This is a genomic window from Coprococcus phoceensis, assembly GCF_900104635.1.
GTDB lineage: Bacteria > Bacillota > Clostridia > Lachnospirales > Lachnospiraceae > Faecalimonas > Faecalimonas phoceensis.
Genome location: NZ_FNWC01000006.1, coordinates 486,352 through 508,129, shown reverse-complemented (window position 1 = coordinate 508,129; position 21,778 = coordinate 486,352). Strand labels below are relative to the sequence as shown.

The following is a 21,778-nucleotide window of genomic DNA, read 5'->3' as shown; positions in this document are numbered from 1 at the left end:
ATCTAAATTTCTCCTTCCTTATAAGATTTACTGTTTCTATATGTAAGCAATGCGCCAACCGCCAAAATGATAAATGTCAGAATACCGATAACTGCACCAATATTGTAGTATTGCTTGTCAATTGTCAATTTATAAAGCCAAGTCACAAGTAAATCAGTCTTTCCTGCCGTAGATGCCAGATCTGTTACCGGATCTCCCCCCGACAGCAAATAGATCACATTAAAGTTATTTACATTTCCTGTAAATGTCACAATCAAATACGGTGCTGTCACATAAAGCATATATGGCATTGTGATCTTGAAAAAAATCTGAAGTGCATTTGCTCCATCCACTTTCGCTGCCTCATAAAGCTCTTCCGGAATGTTCTGAAGTACACCGGTCAACTGAAGCAACGTATACGGAACACCTACCCAGATATTAACAACAATCACAGTCACTCTCGCCCATGTTGGGTCCGTAAAAAACGGGAGACTTGCGTCCTGCGCAATCCAGCCAAGATTTCTTAAAAGTACATTCACCGCACCATTTGGTTGAAGCATCGTTCTCATAATCAGCAGAGAAACGAACATCGGTACCGCACAAGATAATACAAAGCAGAACCTCCAAAATCCTTTTGCTTTCGTATCTTTTCTGTTAATTACAAGCGAAAGAATCATACCGAAAATATAATTGCTGAATGTGGCAAAGAATGCCCAAACAAGCGTCCAGCCAAGAACTGACCAGAAGGTACTTCCCAGAATACTATTCGTATCAAATAACGCCTTAAAATTGTCCAAACCAACCCAATCAAACAGCATCAAATGATTTCCAAGCTTGCTGTAATTCGTAAATGCCATACAAATCATAAAAACCAGCGGCAATATTGTCAGGGTAAAAATAAATACCATAGGTGGTGTCATTAAAAGTCTGTGTAGATTCTCATGCAGTAGTGATTTCAAATCTTCTACAAATGAATTAACATGACGCCCCTCTTTATCCAGACATTCTGCTTTGAAAGCACTCTTAAGCGCTCCTCTCCATGCCCAAATCATCAATAGTGTCACTAAAACCGTCGCCACTCCATACAACAATAGCAGTACCGACTGATCCCCTTTTGTATACAGATACACCTGTTTTGTCGCATCCCATACTTCTTTTTGCGGTGCACTGCCAAGTGAACCGAGCGTGCTGAGAAAATGAATTCCATTCACTGCCATAAAAACAATATAAGCCACTTCCAAAGTCAAATATAAAAGTCCTTTTATTTTCTGTTTGTGTACAAAATTTCCAAATCCCATCAATATCATAGAAAGCTTCGTCTCAATTCCGCCTTCCTTGATTGCCCGCATACAAGTATATGGTGTTGGAAATTGATTTACTTTCTTTTTAATTTCAACATTCCTCTTCACCCCTTTTAAATTCCATCGCTATTCATCGCTTCATTCATCGCTTCCGTCTGTTCTGCCACATTCTCATGTGTCACACTTCCATTGCGGATTCCTTTTCCCATATTTTCAACTGGAACCCAACAATTATTCATCTTCGCCACAAATGGCTGCAAAATTGAAGTATGATTGAATGTATTATTTTGTGCCGAAACAAGTGGATCTGAAGCAATTGTCTCATCTGCAAGCAACTCTGTATTACACGGAATCACATTTCTGAGCTTATAATGACTCATCTGTGCCTCGGCTGAACCAAGGTACACTGCAAGTTCCACTGCCGCAACCATATTCTTACTGTACGGATTCACTCCGATTGCTTTTGAACCAGCATATGCCATCATCTGTTTTTCCTCTCCATTCACAGTAAATGTAGGAAGTGCAGCAGCCCCCATATTTTCACCTAGCGCTTCTTTCACAGCATTCGCATCCCAAGAACCCGAAAAAATAGCTGAGATACTTCCATCTCGTAAGCCTGCAAGTCCAGAACCATCCGCATCAATTTTAAAATTCGGATTTGCAGCCAAATCCACCAGATACTCCGTCACACTAACCGCTTTCTCCCCTGCAAAATCCACACCTTTTGACTCATCTGTTCCATCTCCGAACAAAGTACAACCATTTCCAATATAAAATGCCGGTGTATACCATGAGTTTGTCAGCGGAAATGCCACAGTCCCTTTTTCCAACATGCTATCCAGATTCTTAATATCTTCTTCCGAAAAAACACTTTTATCATAGTACATAAACCACGTATTCGTCGTAAATGGTACCCCATATAAATCTCCATCTTTTATCAGGGACGATAATACTTCTTCTGAATTCGTATTTTCAATCTCTTCTCGATACTTGCCTCCAAACTTTGCCAATGCCTTCGCATCCGTCATTGTCGTAAGTGTATCGTTCGCATACATAAATACATCTGCACTCTCTTCCGGATCCTGTGCCACCTGACTCGCCGCAGTTGCCTCATCTGCAACTCCATAGACAAATGTAATATCCCATTCTGGATGTTCCTCTGCAAACTTCTCACAAGTACTCTGTAGCCATTCCCCACTTTCTTTTGACTGATCTTCCGATGGTGACCAGACCATAAGACGTACTTTTTCTTTCTCACCAAGCGTGCCATCTCCACCTGCATTTCTTCCACATCCAGAAAGATTTGCAACCGCAAATACTGCCGCCATCAATAATGCCACTCCTCGCTTCTTCATTTTTCGTCTCCTTTGTTTCGTATTGTTTCGTTATTTGTAATATAACTCACAACATTAAAAACGTCAATATGTCATATCACTTTCTCTATTTTTCACAGTTTTTTTTATTACTTTTTGTACACTTTAACTATTCTACATCTTTTATTCGAAACAAACCTACTTCAAACAATTGATTTCTCGTAAAATTTTCGTTATAATAAAGATAGTATTTTTTATCAAAATCTTAAAAAGCAGAAAGGCAATTATATGGCTACAATACAAGATATCGCTGATAAATTGGGCGTTTCCAAAGGCACTGTATCAAAAGCGATTAATAACGCTCCAGACATTAGCGAAACTTTACGAAAAACAATTCTAGACACCGCTGTTGAAATGGGTTACTCCAGATTGCGGCGACAGAAAAACGAAGCAAAAAAATTTTGCATCATTATAGAAAATATGGAATACGAAGAACCACATCAATTTGGATATGATTTTATCATCGGTTTTCGGCAGATGGCAGAACCTGCTGGTTTTGTTGTGGATGTTATCGAGACGACCATACAAATACAAAAAAAGACGCCTTACGACGTCTTTATGCTACAAAATGATTATGTAGGAGCATTTGTACTCGGCTTTTCTCTCAATGATCCTTGGATGAAAGATTTCAAGACAAGCCACACTCCCACCGTTCTTTATGACAACTACATACCAGCCAACCCATTTATCGCTTCCATCGGAATCGACAACAGCGAAGGTATGGCACTTGCTGTATCCCATCTAAAAAAACTGGGACATCAAAAAATCGGATACCTCAGCAGTGCACTCGGCTCCCATATTATGCAAGTACGGCACAAGGCATTTTTTCATGCTATGAAACAAAACGATCTAAAAACCGAGCCAAATTATGCTGGTTCCTCTTACTACATTACACAGTGTATTGAAAAACATTTGCCACGTCTTCTAGATCTTGGAATGACCGCAATCATATGCAGCCACGACCAGATTGCTAACTCGGTCATCGTGCAATGTCAACAACTCGGTTACCGTGTTCCCAAAGACATCAGTATTATCGGTTTTGACGATCTCCCTCTTTGTGCCTACACCTCTCCCCCACTCACCACGATCCGTCAGAACCGGATTGAGCTCGGCAAATGTGGTTATTATGCACTAGACAGTCTACTAAATAACGTATCGATTGGAACTATATTACTTCATGCGCAATTGATCGTGAGAAATTCGACTGATAGAATTTTTAAACTTCGTTAACAAAGATGTCATTTTTTAAACACACTTTTATCACATTTTCATAGTATTATAGTATATGAATAAAGGATAAAACCTTTAAGTTTCTTTTTTCATAACGCCGGTCGAAAGACCGGCCCTTTCCTTTTTATAGGGAATGTTCTGTAACAAATATACAAATTTCTCATTCGCATTTCCTCCAAGGGTCTCTTTATCTGTTCCCACTATCCCCAAAAAATATCTATCTTAAAATATAATTCCACACACGAAAAAAGCCGCAACCCTTGATTTCTCAAGAATCACGACTTCTATACTGCGGATGACAGGAATCGAACCTGCACGGTCTCCCACTAGATCCTAAGTCTAGCGCGTCTGCCAGTTCCGCCACATCCGCATATCTGATTTATCGGAATATCTCCCGAAGAATAAATATGAACAAGCTTACGCTTGTCCATTTAGTGAAGCATCGGGGATTCGAACCCCGGACAACTTGATTAAAAGTCAAGTGCTCTACCGACTGAGCTAATGCTCCATAATAATTACTGGGCTAGTTGGATTCGAACCAACGAATGCAGGAGTCAAAGTCCTGTGCCTTACCGCTTGGCGATAGCCCACTATAGAAGGGTGGATAGTGGGACTCGAACCCACGATATCCAGAACCACAATCTGGCGCGCTAACCAACTGCACCATACCCACCACAAAGCGTGCTTGAAGGGATTCGAACCCCTGACCCACGGCTTAGAAGGCCGTTGCTCTATCCAACTGAGCTACAAACACACATTTGATTTCCTGTTCCCAAATCCTCTAAAAGGCTTTAGGAAAGCGGGTGATGGGAATCGAACCCACGTATCTAGCTTGGAAGGCTAGTGTTCTACCATTGAACTACACCCGCAAAGTCGGGGTGACAGGATTCGAACCTGCGACCTCCTGGTCCCAAACCAGGCGCTCTAGCCAAGCTGAGCCACACCCCGTTATTTTGTTTTCTTGTTGTTATCTCCGTGACACAATAGCTATTATATATGCACATCACGGAAATGTCAACAACTTTTTTTAATTTTTTTTATTTTTTTCAAAATCGGTTATTTTACACATATTCCAGCTCAAAATGAGCCTCTCCATTTTTATCAATCTCCATCATCACATAAGTCGCTCTCCGCCCCTCCTGCCGTGGATATGAGAGGCTTCCCGGGTTAATGACGATGATATCTTCATCAAATTCCAAATCCGGCTTATGTGTATGCCCGTACATGACGATATCCGCTTTTCTCAATCTTGCCTCTTCTTTTAACCGAGCAGTTCCCATAGATACATAGTAATTATGTCCATGGGTGATGAATATATTATACTTTCCAAGTGTGAACTCTCTTTCTTTCGGCAAAAATGAAAAGAAATCATTATTCCCTGCAACCATATAAGTCTCGCAGTCCGCCACCGCTTCAATGTAATGTTCACCGTTCTCCACATCTCCCATATGGATGAGTGCATCAATTTTTCCGACGCGTTCTAACACCGCATCTAAATTTCTGTGACTTCCATGTGTATCACTTACAATTAATACTCTCATAGTTTTTTCTCCATAATTTCACGCATTGCACGAAGTGCTTTCCCTCGGTGGCTCAGTTCATTCTTCTTCTCCGGATCAAGTTCTGCTGTCGTGCATCCGTATTCCGGGAGATAAAAGATCGGATCATAGCCAAAACCATGCTCTCCGGCGATTTCGTAGCCGATACGCCCTTCAATTGTCCCTCTGACTACTTCTGTCGTTCCGTCTGGAAATGCCGCAGCCACTGCACAGACAAATCTCGCTGTACGTTTTTCATCCGGTACTCCTTTCAGACGGTCAAGCAGCATATTATTTTTGATATCATACGATGTATCCACCCCCGCATAGCGTGCAGAATAAATTCCCGGCTCCTTGTTCAGGTAATCAATCTCCAAACCAGAATCATCTGCAAGCACAATACAGTTGCCGGCAATTTTTGCAATCTCCGTCGCCTTGATCAATGCATTTTCTTCAAACGTGCTTCCATCTTCCACAACATCCACATCAATACCAGCTTCTTTCATCGCCTGGATTGGCATTCCAAGGTCAGAAAGGATCATGCAGATCTCTTTCATTTTATTCTCATTACCTGTTGCAAATATAATCTTTGGTTCCATATTCGGTTTCCTCCTTTATTTCTTCTGTTTTGGTGGTTTCGGTCCCAGAAATTGATAAAAATACGTCTTCAACATTCCATTGTAAATCTTTCGGTTCTTGTCCGCTTTTCTGCCAAAATACTTTTCTGTATCCTCATAGCTTGTAATCATATATGCCGACCAGCTGTCCAAGTTGCGGAAGCTGTCACCAAACTCTCTATATAGCCCGGGAAGGTTCTCTTTTTCTTCCAAACGCTCTCCGTACGGCGGGTTTGTGATAATGAATCCATATTTTTTTGGATGGCGCAGATCTTTCACAGCACGCTCCTGAAAATGAATCAAATGATCCACCCCTGCCTCTTTTGCGTTTTCACGAGCTGCTCTGACTACATCTCCATCGATATCATATCCCTGGATATCCACTTCAATGTCATCATTAATCAAACTGTTCGCTTCATCAATGGCATCGTACCACGCTTTTTTCGGAATCAGGTTACTCCATTCTTCTGCGGTAAACGATCGGTTCATTCCGGGTGCAATATTCGCCGCAATCATCGCCGCCTCAATCGGAAATGTTCCACTTCCGCAAAATGGGTCGACAAGTATTCTATCTTTTCTCCAAGGTGTCAGCATGATCAGCGCTGCCGCAAGAGTCTCAGTAATCGGGGCCTTGCTTGACAGCTGTCTGTATCCTCTCTTATGTAAAGAAACACCGGATGTGTCAATTCCGACCGTCACGATATCTTTCATCAGAAAAACACGTACCGGATAGGAGGCTCCACTTTCTTCAAACCAATCCACATGATAGTGTTCTCTCATGCGGTTTACCATCGCTTTTTTCATAATAGACTGGATATCGGATGGACTAAACAGTTTACTTTTTACTGATGCCGCCTTTGTCACCCAAAACTTTCCATCTTTCGGAATGTATTTCTCCCAAGGAATTTTCTTTGTATGTTCAAACAGCTCTTCAAATGTAACTGCCTTAAAACTTCCCACTTTCAGAAGTACTCTCTCTGCGGTCCGCAAAAATATATTCGCCCTGCAGATTGCCTCTGCATTTCCATAAAATGATACCCTTCCATCTTCTACATTTGAAATCTCATATCCGAGATCCTGTATTTCTCTTTTTAACACAGCCTCAAGTCCAAAATGACATGGCGCTATTAATTCCATTCTTTCCATTCTCTTCCTCCTGTTTCTATATACTTTATATTACGTGTAAGGCGTCCCACTGTCAAGAGATGCCACATATTAATAGAGATGGGAAATGATCACATTCCCCATCCCTTGCTGTCCGCTTAATAGTTGTTGCTTTCGTTTCTGCTTGCATCAGATGCGCTCGCTTTATTCTTAGATGCATTTGAGTTTGTATTTTTGCTTGTTGCCTTGTTAGATGTCTTATTCTTGCTCTGTGCATTACCATAAGAAGAAGTTGCGTTGTTGTTCATTGAATTGTTGTTTGTTGCATTATTATTTTTTGCCATTGTTTCATTCCTCCTGAGATTTTAATTGGTACAAACCTTATTATCTCTCATCCGAAATGTTTTATGCATTCAACTTTTTTCACAAATTACTTCTTAACAGTCTCTGAACCTGCTTAAGAAATTTTTAATTTTTAACTTGCTTTTTTTTCCAATCTATATTATACTAACTCTTGTAGAAAGCGATTTTCTACAACCCCTTATTAATTATTTATACTCCCCTCAAAAAGACCAATGGCTCCCCCATTGGTCTTTTTATTTTCGGCGGAGCATGTTGAAAATCGTCACAACCAATATCAAAGGAATTGCAATCGGCAACACAATCGAGAGAATCCCCAATATCAAAGAAATAATAAGAATAATAATAGCAATCACGCCCAAAATAACCGCGGCCTTCTTCCACCAGGTGTCCAGTCCAAACACATGAATCTTTTGGCTTTGCTGTTTCTGTTCCTGATCGCTCCACACTTCCTCTGAGTTGATGCTCTCCTGCGGCCCACTCATCTTTTCTTCCAATAGGATTGTCTTGGCAATCGCCCATGGATCTCCAAGCATGTCCATCACTTCCTGCTCCGATTTTCCACTTTTCATTTCCTCTTTGATATAGTTTTTATAATATTCTACATTATCCTGAACCTGAGCTACGCTCAATTCATTCTCCAATGCTTTTTTTAATTGTAATAAAAAATCACTGCTTCTCATACATTCACCTCCGTGTTATTCTTTATATGCAGAATAACACAAAGGCTTCTATATGAAAAGCAGTTTTTTATACTTCGAACAACAGATCCCCGTAAGACGGCATCGGCCACATCTCTTTATTTACAATCATTTCCAGTGCGTCTACCGGCTCACGCAACGCCTGCATTCCGGTTACAACTCTATCTTTGAAAAATTCCGCCTGTGCCGGACCTTCCTGCATCTGGCATGCCTCATCTGTCACCACAATCAGATCTTTCAAAGCTTTTCTAGTCTGAGCCAGCAATTCGGAAGATTCTTTCAAAAGCTCTTCCTGCACACTTACTCCAACATCTCCACACGCCTCACGCACCTGATTAATAGAATTTGCAAGAGAGGTAATATATTTGATTACAGCTGGAATAATATGTTTGCTCGCAATGTCGATCATCGCTCTCGCTTCTATATTGATCGCCTTCGCGTAAGTCTCGTATTTAATCTCTGCACGTGATTCCAATTCCGCTCTTGTGAACACGCCAAACTTTTCAAACAACTCGACCGTTTTCTCCGTTGTCAGATATTCAATCGATTCCACAGTTGTTCTAATATTCGGAAGCCCTCTTCTCTTTGCCTCCTCTACCCATTCGTCAGAATATCCGTTTCCGTTAAATACGATTCTTTGATGCTCAGAAGCAAACTGCTTGATCAAATCATGTACTTTCATGTCAAAGTCTTCTGCTTTCTCCAACTCATCGCAGACTTCCTGAAATACTTCTGCCACAATCGTATTCAGCACGACATTCGGCGCTGCCACAGAATCTCTGGAGCCCACCATACGGAACTCGAACTTATTTCCGGTAAATGCAAACGGTGAGGTACGATTTCTATCTGTCGCATCTTTCGCGAAATCAGGCAGGGTGCGGACACCCGTCTGTAATTTTCCACCTTTCAGACTGTGAGTTGCCTCTCCTGTACTGATCAATTGTGAAAGTACATCTTCTAACTGTTCACCTAAATATACCGAAATAATCGCCGGAGGCGCCTCATTCGCCCCAAGTCTGTGGTCATTTCCCACATCTGCTGCAGATTCTCTCAACAATTCGGCATGTCTGTCTACCGCACGTAAAATACATGTCAGAACAAGCAAAAACTGAATATTCTCATGTGGTGTTTTTCCCGGATCTAAAAGATTAATTCCATCGTCAGTCGTCAGAGACCAGTTGTTATGCTTTCCTGAACCGTTCACCCCCGCAAATGGTTTTTCATGCAATAAGCAGTGCAGCCCATGACGGTATGCAACCTGCTTTAATGTCTCCATCACAAGCTGATTGTGGTCAACTGCCACATTACACTGTGCATAAATTGGCGCCAGCTCGTGCTGTGCCGGTGCAACCTCATTATGTTGTGTCTTTGCGGACACTCCTAATTTCCAGAGTTCCTCATTGACATCCTTCATAAAGAGTGCAATACGCTCACGAATTGCCCCGAAATAATGATCATCCAGTTCTTGTCCCTTTGGCGGCATTGCGCCAAATAACGTTCTTCCCGTAAAAATAAGATCTTTCCGTTTCAGATATTTTTCCCGGTCAACCAAAAAGTATTCCTGCTCCGCTCCTACTGACGGTGTCACTCTCTGAGAAGTTGTGTTGCCAAACAGGCGAAGAAGTCTTAGTGCCTGTTTGTTAATCGCCTCCATAGATCGAAGTAATGGTGTCTTTTGGTCCAAGGCTTCTCCTGTATACGAGCAAAATGCTGTCGGTATGTAAAGAATCGCTCCCGTTCCGGTTGCATCTTTTTTGATAAATGCCGGAGACGTACAATCCCATGCCGTATATCCTCTCGCCTCGAATGTGGCTCTAAGTCCTCCTGACGGAAATGACGACGCATCAGGTTCTCCCTTGACAAGCTCTTTCCCTGAGAACTCCATCAACACCTTCCCATCTGACTTTGGCGCTGAAATAAAGGAATCATGTTTTTCCGCAGTTGCCCCGGTAAGAGGCTGAAACCAATGTGAATAATGCGTCGCACCTTTTTCAATCGCCCATTCTTTCATCTCATGTGCCACTACATCCGCAATCGACTGCTCTAATTCTTTTCCTTCTTGAATTGTTCTCTTTAATTCTTTATATACTTTTTTCGGCAGGCGCTCCTGCATAACAGAATCATTGAAAACATTTTCGCCAAATATCTCTGCTACATTTATTATCTCACTCATTGTTTCACCCTTCCCAGTTCATTCGTTTCTTGCAAAATATTCTCTTCTAAGATACTCTAATTTTTTTTAAAATGCAAGGAAAAATAAAGAAGGTGACGGAAATAACTTCCATCACCCTCGATTAAGAACTTGTCCTTATTAAGCTTTATTAACAGAACCAAATAGTTCCATTTTTTCTTTTACAGTTGCTTTGATTGCATCTGCACCTGGAGCTAATAATTTACGTGGGTCAAATCCTTTTCCCTGTAAATCTTTACCAGCTTCAATGTATTCACGAGTTGCTGCAGCAAATGATAACTGGCACTCTGTATTTACATTGATCTTAGCAACACCTAAGTCAATTGCTTTTTTAATCATGTCTTCCGGAATACCTGTTCCTCCGTGAAGTACTAATGGCATCTCTCCTGTAAGCTGCTGAATAGCATCTAAAGTCTCGAAGCTTAATCCTTCCCAGTTTTCTGGATATTTTCCGTGGATGTTACCAATACCTGCTGCTAACATAGATACTCCAAGATCAGCGATTGCTTTACATTCCTTAGGATCTGCGCATTCACCTTTTCCTACAACACCATCTTCTTCTCCACCGATTGAACCAACTTCAGCTTCAAGAGACATTCCTTTTTCGTTACAGATTGCAACTAATTCTTTTGTTTTTGCTACGTTTTCTTCGATTGGATAGTGTGAACCATCAAACATTACTGAAGAAAATCCAGCTTCGATACATTTCAAACATCCTTCGTAGCTTCCGTGGTCTAAGTGAAGTGCTACTGGAACTGTGATATTCAGTTCTTCTAACATTCCATTTACCATTCCTACAATTGTCTTGTATCCCGCCATATATTTTCCAGCACCTTCAGATACACCAAGAATTACTGGTGAATTGCATTCCTGAGCTGTAAGTAAAATTGATTTTGTCCATTCTAAGTTGTTAATGTTGAATTGACCTACTGCGTAGTGTCCTGCTTTTGCTTTTTCAAGCATTTCTTTTGCTGATACTAACATTATTCTTTCCCTCCGATTCTTTACTATAAGTTTTGACGTTTCTTATTATAAACCATATTTTGCAAAAAAGAAACCCTTAAAACAAAGTATTTCATGGCAAAAAAATATCCGCAGAATCTTCTGCGGACACTTATCAAGAAATGACTCCAAGGGGAATCGAACCCCTGATTCCAGCGTGAGAGGCTAGCGTCTTAACCGCTTGACCATGGAGCCGTATCACTCGTACTTGTATATTATAACGCATGACCGAAAAATATACAAGTACTTTTTTTATTTTTTATTTTTTATTTTTAATTGTTACAGTTCACACATCAGTCTGCAGTAACTCTCAATCTCCTACTTTATCATCGCTACGTATCCTTGCACAAAGATAAACAGTACTACCAATGGCAAAATATAGGTAAGATAGAACTTAAATGCCTTTCCTCCCGGGAATTTCATGCCTTCTCCGGTATTCGCTTCTTTCAGGAAATTGTCCCATCCCCATCCGTATCTTGTCACACAGAACAGCAGATACACAAGCGAACCAAGCGGAAGCAGGTTATTACTTACAAGGAAATCTTCCAGATCCATGATATTCTTTCCGCCAATCTGAAAGCCTGCCCAGTCTGTCATTCCCAGCACACATGGAAGTCCTAAAACGATAAGCAAAATTCCGTTTAACAATGTCGCTTTTTTCAGCGACCATCCCCAAAGATCTCTGGTACATGTAATAATGTTCTGGAAAACGGCAATGACAGTAGACAATGCCGCAAATGTCATAAAGAGGAAGAACAAAGTTCCCCAAATACGTCCGCCTGCCATCTCATTGAATACGTTCGGCAGTGTAATAAACACAAGTCCCGGTCCTTCCCCCGGATTGATTCCGAATGCAAAACACGCCGGGAAAATAATCAGCCCCGCCATAATCGCAACGGATGTATCCAAAAGTGTTACGCTGATCGCCTCGCCTGTCAGCGCTCTCTCTTTTCCAATATAGCTTCCAAATATTGCCAATGCGCCGATTCCGATACTCAACGTAAAAAATGATTGTCCCATCGCCGCAAACACAGTCGTTCCAATTCCGGCTTCTTTGATTTTGGACAAGTCAGGTTTCAGATAGAACTCCAATCCTTCCATTGCATTTGGCAATGTCAATGCTCTCACCACCAGCACAAGCATAATGAAAAACAAACTTACCATCATTGCTTTTGTGATTTTTTCGACGCCTTTTTCCAAGCCAAGGGAGCAAACCGCAAGCCCCAGCAATGAGATAATGATCATCCAGAAAATCATCTCATTTCGGTTCGATGTAAGCGTTCCAAAAATATTAGTAATCTTCTCTGAGTCTGCTCCAACAAACTCACCTTTTAACATCTTGAAGAAATACGCAAGCATCCATCCACCTACTGTTGTATAGAACATCATGAGGAGGAAATTTCCTGCGATTGCAAAATATTTGTGAATATGCCATTTACTTCCTTTTGGTTCCAGTACTTCATACGACAAGGCAACACTCTTCTGACTGGCACGTCCGACCGCAAATTCCATAATAACAATTGGCAATCCAAGGACCAATAAGAAAAACAAATAAATTAGTACAAATACTCCCCCGCCATACTGTCCCGTAATGTAAGGGAATCTCCACACATTCCCAAGTCCAATTGCACAGCCCGCCGAAATCAGGATAAACCCAAGTCTCGACGAAAACTTTTCTCTCTTTTCCATAGTAACTTTTCCCTTTCTACCCTTCTGTCTTTTCTTCTGCCGCCTCCAAACTCAGTTTCTCCGGATATTCCATCAGAGATGAAATATGCTCAGGCGATACCATAATCTGAAGCGCCTGTTTTTCGTTGTGAATCTGTACAAAATCATGCTGACCGCCAAATTCCCCATCCAGTGTCCACGGAATTTCTTCTAATGATTCAAATGTAATATGATTTGTCTTGAATGTATACATATGTTTTGTATCAATCTGCTCAATCAAAAGCGCCGCTATAATTTCCTGAAGTTCCAACGCATTCTTTGGGCTTTTGATCAAGGTCACTTCAAATTCTCCGTCGTCAAACACTACATGTTTTCCGATGATATTGCGGAAACCACCGACAGATCTTGAGTTTGTCACCATGCCATACACAAAATTTTCCTCAATCACCTGATCATCATATGTCACCTTCACATGATAGGACGGAATGTTATACAGCCGTTTCACACCTTCAAGCACATACGCAAGATGACCGAGCACATTCTTTACATTCTGTTTTGTCTGATAAGATACATCAGTAAACAGCCCAAAGGCAGCTATGTACACAAATACATCATCATTAAATCGTCCAATATCACACGCAAACGGCGCCCCATTCACAGATGTATGTGCTGCCATCAAAATATCCTTCGGAATATGCAGACTGTTTGCAAAATCATTCGTCGTTCCAGTCGGGATATAACCAATTGGAATCTTATGCTCCCTCTGCATCATCCCCGTCACAACCTCATCGATTGTTCCGTCTCCACCACTGCACACGACAAGCTGATATCCTTCTTCCAGCTCACAAACTTTTTTATATGCATCTCTGTAGCTCTGCGTCGGATAAATTGTAACCTCATATCCGGCTTTTACAAAAATATCCACAATATCAGATACTTTCGGTCTAAGCAGCCCCTTTCCGGCATTTGGATTATATACAAATAGCATTTTCTTCATGATCTGTACCTCCCACTACTGTAATGATGTTAAAAAAGAGCATTCACATGCTCTTTTCTCATCTTATTGTTTACTTAAGTACTCCTCAATCGCACTTGCTGCCTCTTGTTCATCTTCCCCGTCCGTTACAACAGTAACCGCTTCACCATCTGAAATATTCAAAGACATCATGCCCATAATACTTTTTGCATTGATCTTTTTCTGATCCAGAATTTCAATGTATACATTGCTTTCAAACTGGCTTGCTTTTTGTACGAGCATCGCAATCGGGCGTGCATCCAGTCCACCTACACAATTAACAGTTACTTCTCTCCTAATCATAATTCTCCTCCTTGTTTTCCCTAAGCTTTTCAGCCATGTTGCTCAGCTTTCTAAGCCTGTGGTTCACACCTGATTTTCCTAACGGTACCGTCAGTAAATCTCCAAGCTCCTTTAACGTTGCCTCCGGATATTGCAGCCTGATTTTTGCGATTTCTTCTAGTCCCTCCGGCAACTCGTCTAAGCCTACTGTATTTTTTATGTATGTAATATCTTCCACCTGTTTGACCGCGGCAGATACGGTTTTATGAATATTGGCAGTCTCACAATTCACCTTTCGATTCACTGTATTTCTCATATCCTTTAGAATACGCACATTTTCAAATTCCATCAATGCAACCGGTGCTTCCATAACATTCAAAAGATCGACAATCTGAGACCCCTCTTTCAAATATACAACATGTGATTTTTTTCGAATCACCACTTTTGCTTCAATCTCAAATGCATGCATTACCGATTGCAGTTGTTCCGCTTTCTTTCCTGACATGCATACGATCTCCAAATGGTATCCTTTCGCCGGATTGCTCATGGAGCCTGCTCCTAAAAAAGCTCCTCTGATAAACGCTCTCTTGCAGCAGCTCTGCTGTAACAGCAAATTTCTGGAAACCGAAAATTCCTCTGATATCTCTCCTGCTCCATCCATCAATTTAGTCGCCTGAAGTACTTTGATTGCGTTCTCGTGTTTTTTTATAATGACTGTATAGTAAATACTTCCATTTGATTTATTTCTCGCGACAGAATTTTCAGTATCTATATTAAATGTTTTTTTCAATAATGTAAAGTACTTTCTAGCAACAGATACATTTTCTGTGCGCACTTTAATCGAATAATTTTCTCTGCTGTCAATCGAAACCTTTCCACACATGCTGATAATCGCAGCAAGTTCCGCTATTTGACAATGTCTCGCCTCGGACCACTGCCTGGCAAGTTCTTCTTTTATTTTTCCGGAAAAAGACATTTCCTGTTTTCCATTACTATTTTCTTTTTGCATCTTTTTCAATATCCCGATGTTCTATTTTTATTCCATAATTTTCATCTTCACAAAGTTTTTCATACAACTCATTTGCCAATGTCACAGATCTGTGTTTTCCCCCTGTACATCCTATGGCAATGACCAGTTGATGTTTTCCTTCTATAATATAATTCGGAATCAAAAAGCGAATCATATCCTCAAGTTTCTCCAAAAATTGAGTTGATTTTTCATTGTTCATCACAAATTCGCGGACTTCTCTGTCATTGCCGGTCTTCGGACGCATCTCTTCTATGTAATACGGATTCGGCAAGAAGCGAACATCAAATACCAAATCTGCATCACTTGGGATTCCATACTTAAACCCGAAAGAAAGCACTGTAACATAAAGATTCTTAAACTCTTTATTTTCCACGAAAATCTTATTCAGTTCGACCTTCAATTCCCTTGTGAGCAATCTGCTTGTGTCCAATATGTAATCTGCTTTCTGTCTCAATTGTTCTACATAGGCACGCTCTTTTTGGATACCCTTATCAACTCTCCCATCTCCCGCCAGCGGATGATTCCTCCTCGTCTCCTTATATCGTTTGATCAATACGTCGTCACTCGCATCCAAAAACAGAATCTCATAATCCATTCCGCTTTCCTTAAATCCTTCTAAAATACATTCCAATTCAGGAAACTTCTGCCCACTTCTGATGTCGATTCCAAGTGCAATCTTATTAATCTCAGAATTCGGAACACGCAACAGTTCTGCCAGCTTCGGGACAAGCGGTACCGGCAAATTATCCACACAAAAATATCCCACATCTTCAAGCATCTTTAACGCTGTACTTTTTCCTGCCCCTGACATTCCCGTCACAATTATAAATCTCATGTTTTAAAATTCTCCCAACTTCTTTACTTCCGGCTCTAATTCGACGCCGAATTCCTTCTGTACTCTTTCTATAACCTGCCTCATCAACTCTATAATATCAGCTGCTGTAGCATTGTCCTTATTGATCACAAATCCACAGTGTTTTTCGGAAACCTGTGCTCCTCCGACCTGAAATCCGCGAAGCCCTGCATCTGCAATCAGTTTCCCCGCAAAATATCCTTCCGGTCGCTTAAATGTACTTCCTGCACTCGGGTACTCAAGCGGCTGCTTTGTTGTTCTTTGCACTTTCAGTTCGTTCATCCTTTCTCGGATCTTGGTTTGGTCACCCTTCTTCAGTTCTACTTTCGCTGACAGTACAACATATCCTTTTTTCGCCACAATACTTGTCCGATACCCAAGCTCCAGCTCCTCTTTTTTCAGAACCCGTACCTCGTTATTTTCATCTAAAACAGTCACTTCTGTCAAAATGTCTTTCATCTCTCCGCCATAGGCTCCTGCATTCATAAACACAGCGCCGCCCATCGTTCCTGGGATGCCGGATGCAAACTCAAATCCTGCAAGTCCCGCCTCCAGCGCCACATTGCCAACCCTCGAAAGCAATGCACCTGCCTGCACATTCAAAAAATTATCTTCCACACTGATCTCATTCATCTCCTTACAAATCTGAATGATCACTCCATGGTACCCTTTATCACCTACTAAAAGGTTACTTCCATTCCCAAGAATGTAATATGGCATTCCTTCTTCTTTACACAGGCCGACAATCCTTTCCACCTCTTTTTCCGTCTTTGGAACTACAAAATAGTCTGCATTGCCCCCCACACGGAATGTCGTATGCTTCTTCATCGGTTCCTCTCGATAAATACGTTCTGCTTCTATATAGTCTGTAAGTTTATTATAAAAATTCAAATTCATTACTCATTCTCCATACACTTCTATGTATTCATTTATATACATGTTTCATCATACAACAAACCTCCTGCAAATTCAACGGGCACTTGCAAAATGCAATAAAATGCGGTATATTAATTCCAATATGTAATTTTTAAAAGGAGTGAATTTATCATTGGACTTGAGTGCCGTCATACAAATTATTATTTTAATTATTCTCTTAGGGTTATCTGCATTTTTTTCTTCGGCAGAGACCTCTCTGACCACCATAAACAAGATTCGCCTTCGTTCTCTTGCAGAAGAAGGTAATAGACACGCAAAAATGGCATTAAAGGTGACTGACAATTCCGGAAAAATGTTGAGCTCAATTTTAATCGGCAACAATATTGTGAATCTGTCTGCTTCAGCCCTGACTACAAGTATCGCCTATAATTTTGGTGGCTCAGCCGTTGCAGTTGCAACAGGTCTCATCACTGTGCTGATTCTTATTTTTGGAGAGATCACACCAAAGACTGTTGCAACAATCCACTCTGAGACGCTCGCTTTAGTATATGCTTATCCGATTCATTTTATTATGACGATTGTGACTCCAATCAGTTTCATCGTAAATATGTTGTCTCGCGGTATTCTTCTTCTTCTCCGCGTCAACCCGAACGGAAAAGTAAATACAATGACTGAGACAGAGCTTCGGACAATCGTAGATGTCAGTCATGAGGACGGAGTTATTGAATCCGAGGAAAAAGAGATGATTTACAATGTATTTGACCTTGGGGATGCCAAGGCGAAAGACGTCATGGTTCCTCGTGTACATGTCACATTTGCTGATGTGGAAAGTACTTACGACGAACTGCTCGACATTTTCCGCGAGGACAAGTTCACTCGTCTTCCGGTCTATGAAGAGACAACTGACAATGTCATCGGTACAATTAATATGAAGGATCTTCTTTTATTCGATAACACAAAAGAATTTCATGTCCGTGATATTTTACGCGAAGCATATTTTACGTACGAGTATAAAAGTATCTCTGAACTGCTTGTCGAGATGCGAGAGGCATCTCTCAACATTGCCATCGTCTTGGATGAGTACGGCGAGACAGCAGGTCTTATCACACTGGAAGACATTTTAGAAGAGATTGTCGGAGAGATTCGAGATGAATACGACGAGAACGAAGAAGAGTTTTTAAAAGAGATTACTCGCGAAGAGTTTGTTGTAGAGGGTTCTATGAATCTGGATGACCTCAATGATCGGTTAGATTTGGATCTTTCGTCTGAAGACTATGATTCTCTTGGCGGTTTCATTATCGAACAACTTGATCGTCTTCCGGAAAAAGGTGATGAGATTACGACCGAAAACGGAATACGCATGGTTGTAGATTCCCTTGATAAGAATCGAGTTGAAAAAGTTCATATTTATCTGCCGAAAGATTTCTATGACAAAAAAGATTCGGAGGATAACAACGAAGAGTAATCTGTGTCGATTCTTAAGCGGGTCTTCTTTCGAATACCCGCTCTCTTAATATCTATTCCTCTTCTTCTGTCTCTTCTCCTGTCAACCGCAAAATATCTTCTACCTCTTCTTCTGACATTCCCATGTACACTGCAAGCTCCTCGATCGTCACCTTACGCCCAAGTTCCTCTGTTAATGCTTGAATACTTTCATCCAGTGTATTCACCTTTTCTACCATCTTCTTGTCTCTGTTTTTTAATTCCGTCTGTTCTTCGATCAACATTTGAATAGCCTGTCTGATCTCTCTGCGAATCACGTCATGCGCCTTGTCCAAATCGTCTATCATATCTACACCGAGAATCAGTCCGACATTTCCCTCCTGAACGAGATCTCCCAAAAATACTTCCGGGTGATACAGCTGTTTTGCAATTTCCACAACTTCCGGCAGATATATCTCCACCAGCCTACTTTTTGCGAGTGCATCTCCTTCCAATACCTTTTCAAACAACGCTTCTCGTTCTTCTTCATCAGCCTCTCTGATTCCGCCAATATCTTTCATATACTCTTTAAGATATCGTTGTTCTTCCTCAGTAAATGCGGCCTTGTTTTCCTCACTGCTCGTCACACTTCCTCCAGTCTTCTCATAGCCTTTTACGACTATCTTTTGCGCTAAAAGATAGTCGAAGACTAATTCTATCTGTTCCTTTGACAAATGTTCCTCTTCAAAATAACATTCTACCTCGTCTATTGTAATCTGGCATCCATTCTCTTCTGCCATCTTCAAAATACCGCTTAGTTTTTCACGAAATTCTATTCTTCCTCCCATATATACCTCCATATTGTTCTTGTGTATCTCTATTATGTCACGATAACTGTCTGATATCCAGCTCTTTTTAATCTTTGTTCCATCGCAGTCGCCTCGTCCAGTGTCCCATAATTTCCAACCATCACACGGAAGAATCCGTTAGACTGTTCCACACGTGCCGGGAAATCCATCTCTGTCAGTTCATTTTTCAGGTTGTTTGCATACACCTCATTCCGAAACGCCCCTGTCTGTACTTTATATCTATTTGTACTCGGTGCATTTTCAACCTCCAGTGTATCTAAAATCCCCTCTGCGATTGCCTGTGCAATATCATAAAAATGGCTGTCAAACAATTCATTGTCCACATCCGAGTTGATAAATCCCACTTCCACCAACACCGCCGGCATCTTTGTCCTCCGAAGCACGATAAGATTCGGTCTCGCCTTCACACCAAGATTCACAAACCCGACCGTCTCTAACTGTGCATTGATGTTTTTTGCCATTTCATATTTGATTCCCGACAAATCATACACCAAAGATTCCACTCCTGACACAACATTGTCAGTCGGAAACGAATTGCGGTGAATCGATACGAAAAAATCCACTCCCGCGGCATTTGCTTCCTGCGCTTTTTGAAGCGGCGACTCGTAGATGTCCGTCGTTCTCGTATATTCTACATCAATCCCGTTATTTTGTAAAATTTCCCCGATTGCCAGCGTCAGGCGGAGCGTATCATCCTTTTCCTGCCGTCCCTGATAGACTGCACCGGGATCACGTCCGCCGTGTCCGGCATCGAGCATAATTGAATATGGCATAAAATCTCTCCTATGTTTTCTTTATATACCATTATATGTGCACCGCATATTTATGTGTCACTTTTAATCAATCACAAAATACTGTCCGCATTTCCAATTTAATTAAAAACTTCTCAGCTTATCTTCCTCATCCGGATCCGCTATTTTGATTGACTTCACAACTACATAGTATCCTGCATTAGCGTTGATCGGAATCCACACTTTGTCCCCTACCTTGTGGCCGAGCAATGCTTTTCCAATCGGAGACTCTGTACTTACAAGTCCCTGAAGAGAATTTCCACGCACAGTCGTCACAATTTTATATGTCTCTACATCATCTTCGTCTTCAAAATACAACTCCACAATCTTGTTCAGTCCGATTTCATCGTCTTTTGATTCATCACTGATCACTTCCGCTGTCTTTATCATTCTTTCCAAATACCGTATTCTGCTTTCGTTCCTGTTTTTTTCTTTCTTCGCAGCATGGTATTCAAAATTTTCACTCAGATCACCATGGGCTCTCGCCTCTTTCACATCTTCCAACAGTTCTTTTCGCACCACGACTTTTCGATGTTCTATCTCCGCTTTCATTGCATCAATATCTTTTTGTGTCAATTGATTATACACACTCACCACTCCTAGCTGGATTTTTCTATTTTCAAAAGAAACAACCGCCCGCAAGAAATTATCCTGAAATTTTGCAGACATAGAAAATTCCACCCTAACCGCAAAGGTATAAGGGTGGTTCTATGTTGGAAATCCGCAACGATAACTCAAGTAAATGATTGTTCTCTTATTGATATCTTATCACGTTTATGTAATGCTGGCAACTGCCGGCAGGATTGTAACTTCTCTTCACAATTATTTTTTCACTTTTTCGTATGTAAATGTATGAAGAAATCTCTGCGCCCGCTCTGTTTTCGGGTATTCAAAAAACTCTTCTGCTTTTCCTTCCTCCACAATGATTCCTTTATCTAAAAAGATTACACGATCTGCTATTGCCTTTGCAAAAGACATTTCATGTGTCACGATGACCATCGTACGTCCCTGTTTTGCGAGATCTAAAAGCACCTCAAGCACCTCCCGCACCATCTCCGGATCCAGTGCCGCTGTCACCTCATCAAACAAAAGCACTTCCGGATGCATGCAAAGAGCCCGCACAATTGCAACACGCTGTTTCTGTCCTCCGGAAAGTTGACGTGGATAGCTGTCTTTCTTCTCTTCCAGCCCGACCCGTTTTAAAAGTTCCAATGCTTCTGCCTCTGTCTCCTGCTTATTACGACTCTGCACCAATTTCGGCGCCAATGTGATATTTTGAAGGATTGTCTTATGCGGGAAAAGCTCATAGCTTTGGAACACCATCCCCACTTTCTGGCGAATCTCCATAATATTTTTAGATCTGCCATCTACGGTTTCTCCACAATAACTGATTGTTCCCTTTTCAATAGGCTCCAGCCCATTCATACACCGAAGAAGGGTGCTTTTCCCGCATCCGGAAGGACCAACAATCACTACAACCTCTCCTTTTCGAATAGATAATGACAAATCCTCGAAAATAACATTTTCATTGTATTTCTTTGTAACCTGCTCTATTTTTATTAATTCTTCCGCCATA

Annotated in this window: 21 protein-coding genes and 8 tRNA genes; 2 read left to right on the top strand and 27 right to left on the bottom strand. The window is 41.2% G+C overall.

The window, feature by feature from the left end:
* Window positions 1–2: 2 nt before the first annotated feature.
* Entirely contained in the window at window positions 3–1,328 is a 1,326-nt protein-coding gene (locus BQ5364_RS03355; RefSeq protein WP_071143654.1) for a carbohydrate ABC transporter permease, read from the bottom strand.
* Window positions 1,329–1,393: 65 nt separating this feature from the next.
* Window positions 1,394–2,635: an extracellular solute-binding protein gene (locus BQ5364_RS03350; protein ID WP_004612131.1), complete on the bottom strand. Its 1,242-nt coding sequence runs from the start codon at window positions 2,633–2,635 to the stop codon at window positions 1,394–1,396.
* Between the two features lie 246 nt (window positions 2,636–2,881).
* On the opposite strand from BQ5364_RS03350, the gene BQ5364_RS03345 reads away from it, so the two are divergent.
* A complete protein-coding gene (locus BQ5364_RS03345) occupies window positions 2,882–3,883 on the top strand; it encodes a LacI family DNA-binding transcriptional regulator (RefSeq protein ID WP_004612130.1) in 1,002 nt (333 codons plus the stop codon).
* Window positions 3,884–4,173: 290 nt separating this feature from the next.
* Here the strand turns inward: BQ5364_RS03345 and BQ5364_RS03340 are convergent.
* The 21 genes from BQ5364_RS03340 to murB all read right to left on the bottom strand — a co-directional run bounded on the left by BQ5364_RS03340 (window position 4,174) and on the right by murB (window position 17,141).
* A tRNA-Leu gene (locus BQ5364_RS03340) sits at window positions 4,174–4,253 on the bottom strand.
* Between the two features lie 65 nt (window positions 4,254–4,318).
* A tRNA-Lys gene (locus tag BQ5364_RS03335) sits at window positions 4,319–4,391 on the bottom strand.
* Between the two features lie 10 nt (window positions 4,392–4,401).
* Window positions 4,402–4,473: transfer RNA gene (locus BQ5364_RS03330), tRNA-Gln, on the bottom strand.
* Between the two features lie 9 nt (window positions 4,474–4,482).
* Window positions 4,483–4,556 (bottom strand) — tRNA-His (locus BQ5364_RS03325).
* A gap of 7 nt (window positions 4,557–4,563) precedes the next feature.
* Window positions 4,564–4,637 (bottom strand) — tRNA-Arg (locus tag BQ5364_RS03320).
* Between the two features lie 44 nt (window positions 4,638–4,681).
* Window positions 4,682–4,752 (bottom strand) — tRNA-Gly (locus tag BQ5364_RS03315).
* Window positions 4,753–4,756: 4 nt separating this feature from the next.
* A tRNA-Pro gene (locus BQ5364_RS03310) sits at window positions 4,757–4,831 on the bottom strand.
* A gap of 113 nt (window positions 4,832–4,944) precedes the next feature.
* The gene (locus tag BQ5364_RS03305; protein ID WP_022250134.1) at window positions 4,945–5,424 is read right to left on the bottom strand and encodes a metallophosphoesterase family protein; all 480 of its coding nucleotides are present in this window, start codon (window positions 5,422–5,424) and stop codon (window positions 4,945–4,947) included.
* Complete coding sequence (locus tag BQ5364_RS03300; RefSeq protein ID WP_071143629.1) at window positions 5,421–6,020, bottom strand: XTP/dITP diphosphatase; 600 nt, start codon at window positions 6,018–6,020, stop codon at window positions 5,421–5,423. Before BQ5364_RS03300 ends, BQ5364_RS03305 begins: the two co-directional genes overlap by 4 nt.
* 15 nt (window positions 6,021–6,035) lie before the next feature.
* A complete protein-coding gene (locus tag BQ5364_RS03295; protein WP_004612126.1) occupies window positions 6,036–7,184 on the bottom strand; it encodes a THUMP domain-containing class I SAM-dependent RNA methyltransferase in 1,149 nt (382 codons plus the stop codon).
* Window positions 7,185–7,300: 116 nt separating this feature from the next.
* Window positions 7,301–7,486, bottom strand: coding sequence for a hypothetical protein (locus BQ5364_RS03290; protein ID WP_071143628.1), 186 nt, complete (start codon window positions 7,484–7,486; stop codon window positions 7,301–7,303).
* A 252-nt stretch (window positions 7,487–7,738) separates the two neighbouring features.
* Window positions 7,739–8,185, bottom strand: a complete 447-nt coding sequence (locus tag BQ5364_RS03285; protein ID WP_071143627.1) for a DUF1700 domain-containing protein — start codon at window positions 8,183–8,185, stop codon at window positions 7,739–7,741.
* Window positions 8,186–8,252: 67 nt separating this feature from the next.
* Entirely contained in the window at window positions 8,253–10,376 is a 2,124-nt protein-coding gene (locus tag BQ5364_RS03280; RefSeq protein ID WP_004612123.1) for a glutamine synthetase III family protein, read from the bottom strand.
* A gap of 138 nt (window positions 10,377–10,514) precedes the next feature.
* The gene (gene fba, locus BQ5364_RS03275; RefSeq protein WP_004612122.1) at window positions 10,515–11,378 is read right to left on the bottom strand and encodes a class II fructose-1,6-bisphosphate aldolase; all 864 of its coding nucleotides are present in this window, start codon (window positions 11,376–11,378) and stop codon (window positions 10,515–10,517) included.
* A 141-nt stretch (window positions 11,379–11,519) separates the two neighbouring features.
* Window positions 11,520–11,591, bottom strand: a tRNA-Glu gene (locus BQ5364_RS03270).
* Window positions 11,592–11,714: 123 nt separating this feature from the next.
* Entirely contained in the window at window positions 11,715–13,085 is a 1,371-nt protein-coding gene (locus BQ5364_RS03265; RefSeq protein ID WP_004612121.1) for a sodium-dependent transporter, read from the bottom strand.
* Between the two features lie 16 nt (window positions 13,086–13,101).
* Window positions 13,102–14,061 carry a diacylglycerol/lipid kinase family protein gene (locus tag BQ5364_RS03260; RefSeq protein WP_004612120.1) on the bottom strand — a complete coding sequence of 320 codons (960 nt, stop codon included), beginning with the start codon at window positions 14,059–14,061 and terminating at the stop codon, window positions 13,102–13,104.
* Between the two features lie 63 nt (window positions 14,062–14,124).
* Complete coding sequence (locus tag BQ5364_RS03255) at window positions 14,125–14,382, bottom strand: HPr family phosphocarrier protein (protein WP_004612119.1); 258 nt, start codon at window positions 14,380–14,382, stop codon at window positions 14,125–14,127.
* Entirely contained in the window at window positions 14,375–15,337 is a 963-nt protein-coding gene (gene whiA / locus BQ5364_RS03250) for a DNA-binding protein WhiA (RefSeq protein ID WP_044986967.1), read from the bottom strand. Before whiA ends, BQ5364_RS03255 begins: the two co-directional genes overlap by 8 nt.
* Window positions 15,338–15,353: 16 nt before the next feature.
* Complete coding sequence (rapZ, locus tag BQ5364_RS03245) at window positions 15,354–16,226, bottom strand: RNase adapter RapZ (RefSeq protein ID WP_004612117.1); 873 nt, start codon at window positions 16,224–16,226, stop codon at window positions 15,354–15,356.
* A 3-nt stretch (window positions 16,227–16,229) separates the two neighbouring features.
* Window positions 16,230–17,141 carry a UDP-N-acetylmuramate dehydrogenase gene (gene murB, locus BQ5364_RS03240; RefSeq protein ID WP_022250129.1) on the bottom strand — a complete coding sequence of 304 codons (912 nt, stop codon included), beginning with the start codon at window positions 17,139–17,141 and terminating at the stop codon, window positions 16,230–16,232.
* 151 nt (window positions 17,142–17,292) lie between these two features.
* Here murB and BQ5364_RS03235 point away from each other — a divergent pair, with 151 nt between their 5' ends.
* Window positions 17,293–18,585, top strand: coding sequence for an HlyC/CorC family transporter (locus BQ5364_RS03235; protein ID WP_022250128.1), 1,293 nt, complete (start codon window positions 17,293–17,295; stop codon window positions 18,583–18,585).
* A 52-nt stretch (window positions 18,586–18,637) separates the two neighbouring features.
* Here BQ5364_RS03235 and BQ5364_RS03230 read toward each other — a convergent pair whose 3' ends face one another.
* From BQ5364_RS03230 to BQ5364_RS03215, 4 genes are all read right to left on the bottom strand, one after another.
* A complete protein-coding gene (locus BQ5364_RS03230) occupies window positions 18,638–19,390 on the bottom strand; it encodes a sigma-70 domain-containing protein (RefSeq protein ID WP_022250127.1) in 753 nt (250 codons plus the stop codon).
* A 32-nt stretch (window positions 19,391–19,422) separates the two neighbouring features.
* Window positions 19,423–20,184, bottom strand: a complete 762-nt coding sequence (locus BQ5364_RS03225; protein WP_022250126.1) for an N-acetylmuramoyl-L-alanine amidase — start codon at window positions 20,182–20,184, stop codon at window positions 19,423–19,425.
* A gap of 102 nt (window positions 20,185–20,286) precedes the next feature.
* A complete protein-coding gene (locus BQ5364_RS03220) occupies window positions 20,287–20,790 on the bottom strand; it encodes a GreA/GreB family elongation factor (protein ID WP_029158218.1) in 504 nt (167 codons plus the stop codon).
* A gap of 234 nt (window positions 20,791–21,024) precedes the next feature.
* Window positions 21,025–21,777 (bottom strand): amino acid ABC transporter ATP-binding protein, encoded by a 753-nt coding sequence (locus tag BQ5364_RS03215; RefSeq protein ID WP_071143626.1) that lies wholly within the window; start codon window positions 21,775–21,777, stop codon window positions 21,025–21,027.
* Window position 21,778 lies beyond the last annotated feature (1 nt).

Coding starts and splice junctions, on each gene's coding strand:
- BQ5364_RS03350 (WP_004612131.1), bottom strand. CDS start 2,635: ATGAAGAAGCGAGGAGTGGCATTATTGATGGCGGCAGTATTTGCGGTT.
- BQ5364_RS03265 (WP_004612121.1), bottom strand. CDS start 13,085: ATGGAAAAGAGAGAAAAGTTTTCGTCGAGACTTGGGTTTATCCTGATT.
- BQ5364_RS03295 (WP_004612126.1), bottom strand. CDS start 7,184: ATGGAAAGAATGGAATTAATAGCGCCATGTCATTTTGGACTTGAGGCT.
- BQ5364_RS03355 (WP_071143654.1), bottom strand. CDS start 1,328: ATGCGGGCAATCAAGGAAGGCGGAATTGAGACGAAGCTTTCTATGATA.
- fba (WP_004612122.1), bottom strand. CDS start 11,378: ATGTTAGTATCAGCAAAAGAAATGCTTGAAAAAGCAAAAGCAGGACAC.
- BQ5364_RS03215 (WP_071143626.1), bottom strand. CDS start 21,777: ATGGCGGAAGAATTAATAAAAATAGAGCAGGTTACAAAGAAATACAAT.
- whiA (WP_044986967.1), bottom strand. CDS start 15,337: ATGTCTTTTTCCGGAAAAATAAAAGAAGAACTTGCCAGGCAGTGGTCC.
- BQ5364_RS03305 (WP_022250134.1), bottom strand. CDS start 5,424: ATGAGAGTATTAATTGTAAGTGATACACATGGAAGTCACAGAAATTTA.
- BQ5364_RS03285 (WP_071143627.1), bottom strand. CDS start 8,185: ATGAGAAGCAGTGATTTTTTATTACAATTAAAAAAAGCATTGGAGAAT.
- BQ5364_RS03290 (WP_071143628.1), bottom strand. CDS start 7,486: ATGGCAAAAAATAATAATGCAACAAACAACAATTCAATGAACAACAAC.
- BQ5364_RS03255 (WP_004612119.1), bottom strand. CDS start 14,382: ATGATTAGGAGAGAAGTAACTGTTAATTGTGTAGGTGGACTGGATGCA.
- BQ5364_RS03230 (WP_022250127.1), bottom strand. CDS start 19,390: ATGGGAGGAAGAATAGAATTTCGTGAAAAACTAAGCGGTATTTTGAAG.
- BQ5364_RS03225 (WP_022250126.1), bottom strand. CDS start 20,184: ATGCCATATTCAATTATGCTCGATGCCGGACACGGCGGACGTGATCCC.
- BQ5364_RS03345 (WP_004612130.1), top strand. CDS start 2,882: ATGGCTACAATACAAGATATCGCTGATAAATTGGGCGTTTCCAAAGGC.
- murB (WP_022250129.1), bottom strand. CDS start 17,141: ATGAATTTGAATTTTTATAATAAACTTACAGACTATATAGAAGCAGAA.
- BQ5364_RS03300 (WP_071143629.1), bottom strand. CDS start 6,020: ATGGAACCAAAGATTATATTTGCAACAGGTAATGAGAATAAAATGAAA.
- BQ5364_RS03280 (WP_004612123.1), bottom strand. CDS start 10,376: ATGAGTGAGATAATAAATGTAGCAGAGATATTTGGCGAAAATGTTTTC.
- BQ5364_RS03260 (WP_004612120.1), bottom strand. CDS start 14,061: ATGAAGAAAATGCTATTTGTATATAATCCAAATGCCGGAAAGGGGCTG.
- rapZ (WP_004612117.1), bottom strand. CDS start 16,226: ATGAGATTTATAATTGTGACGGGAATGTCAGGGGCAGGAAAAAGTACA.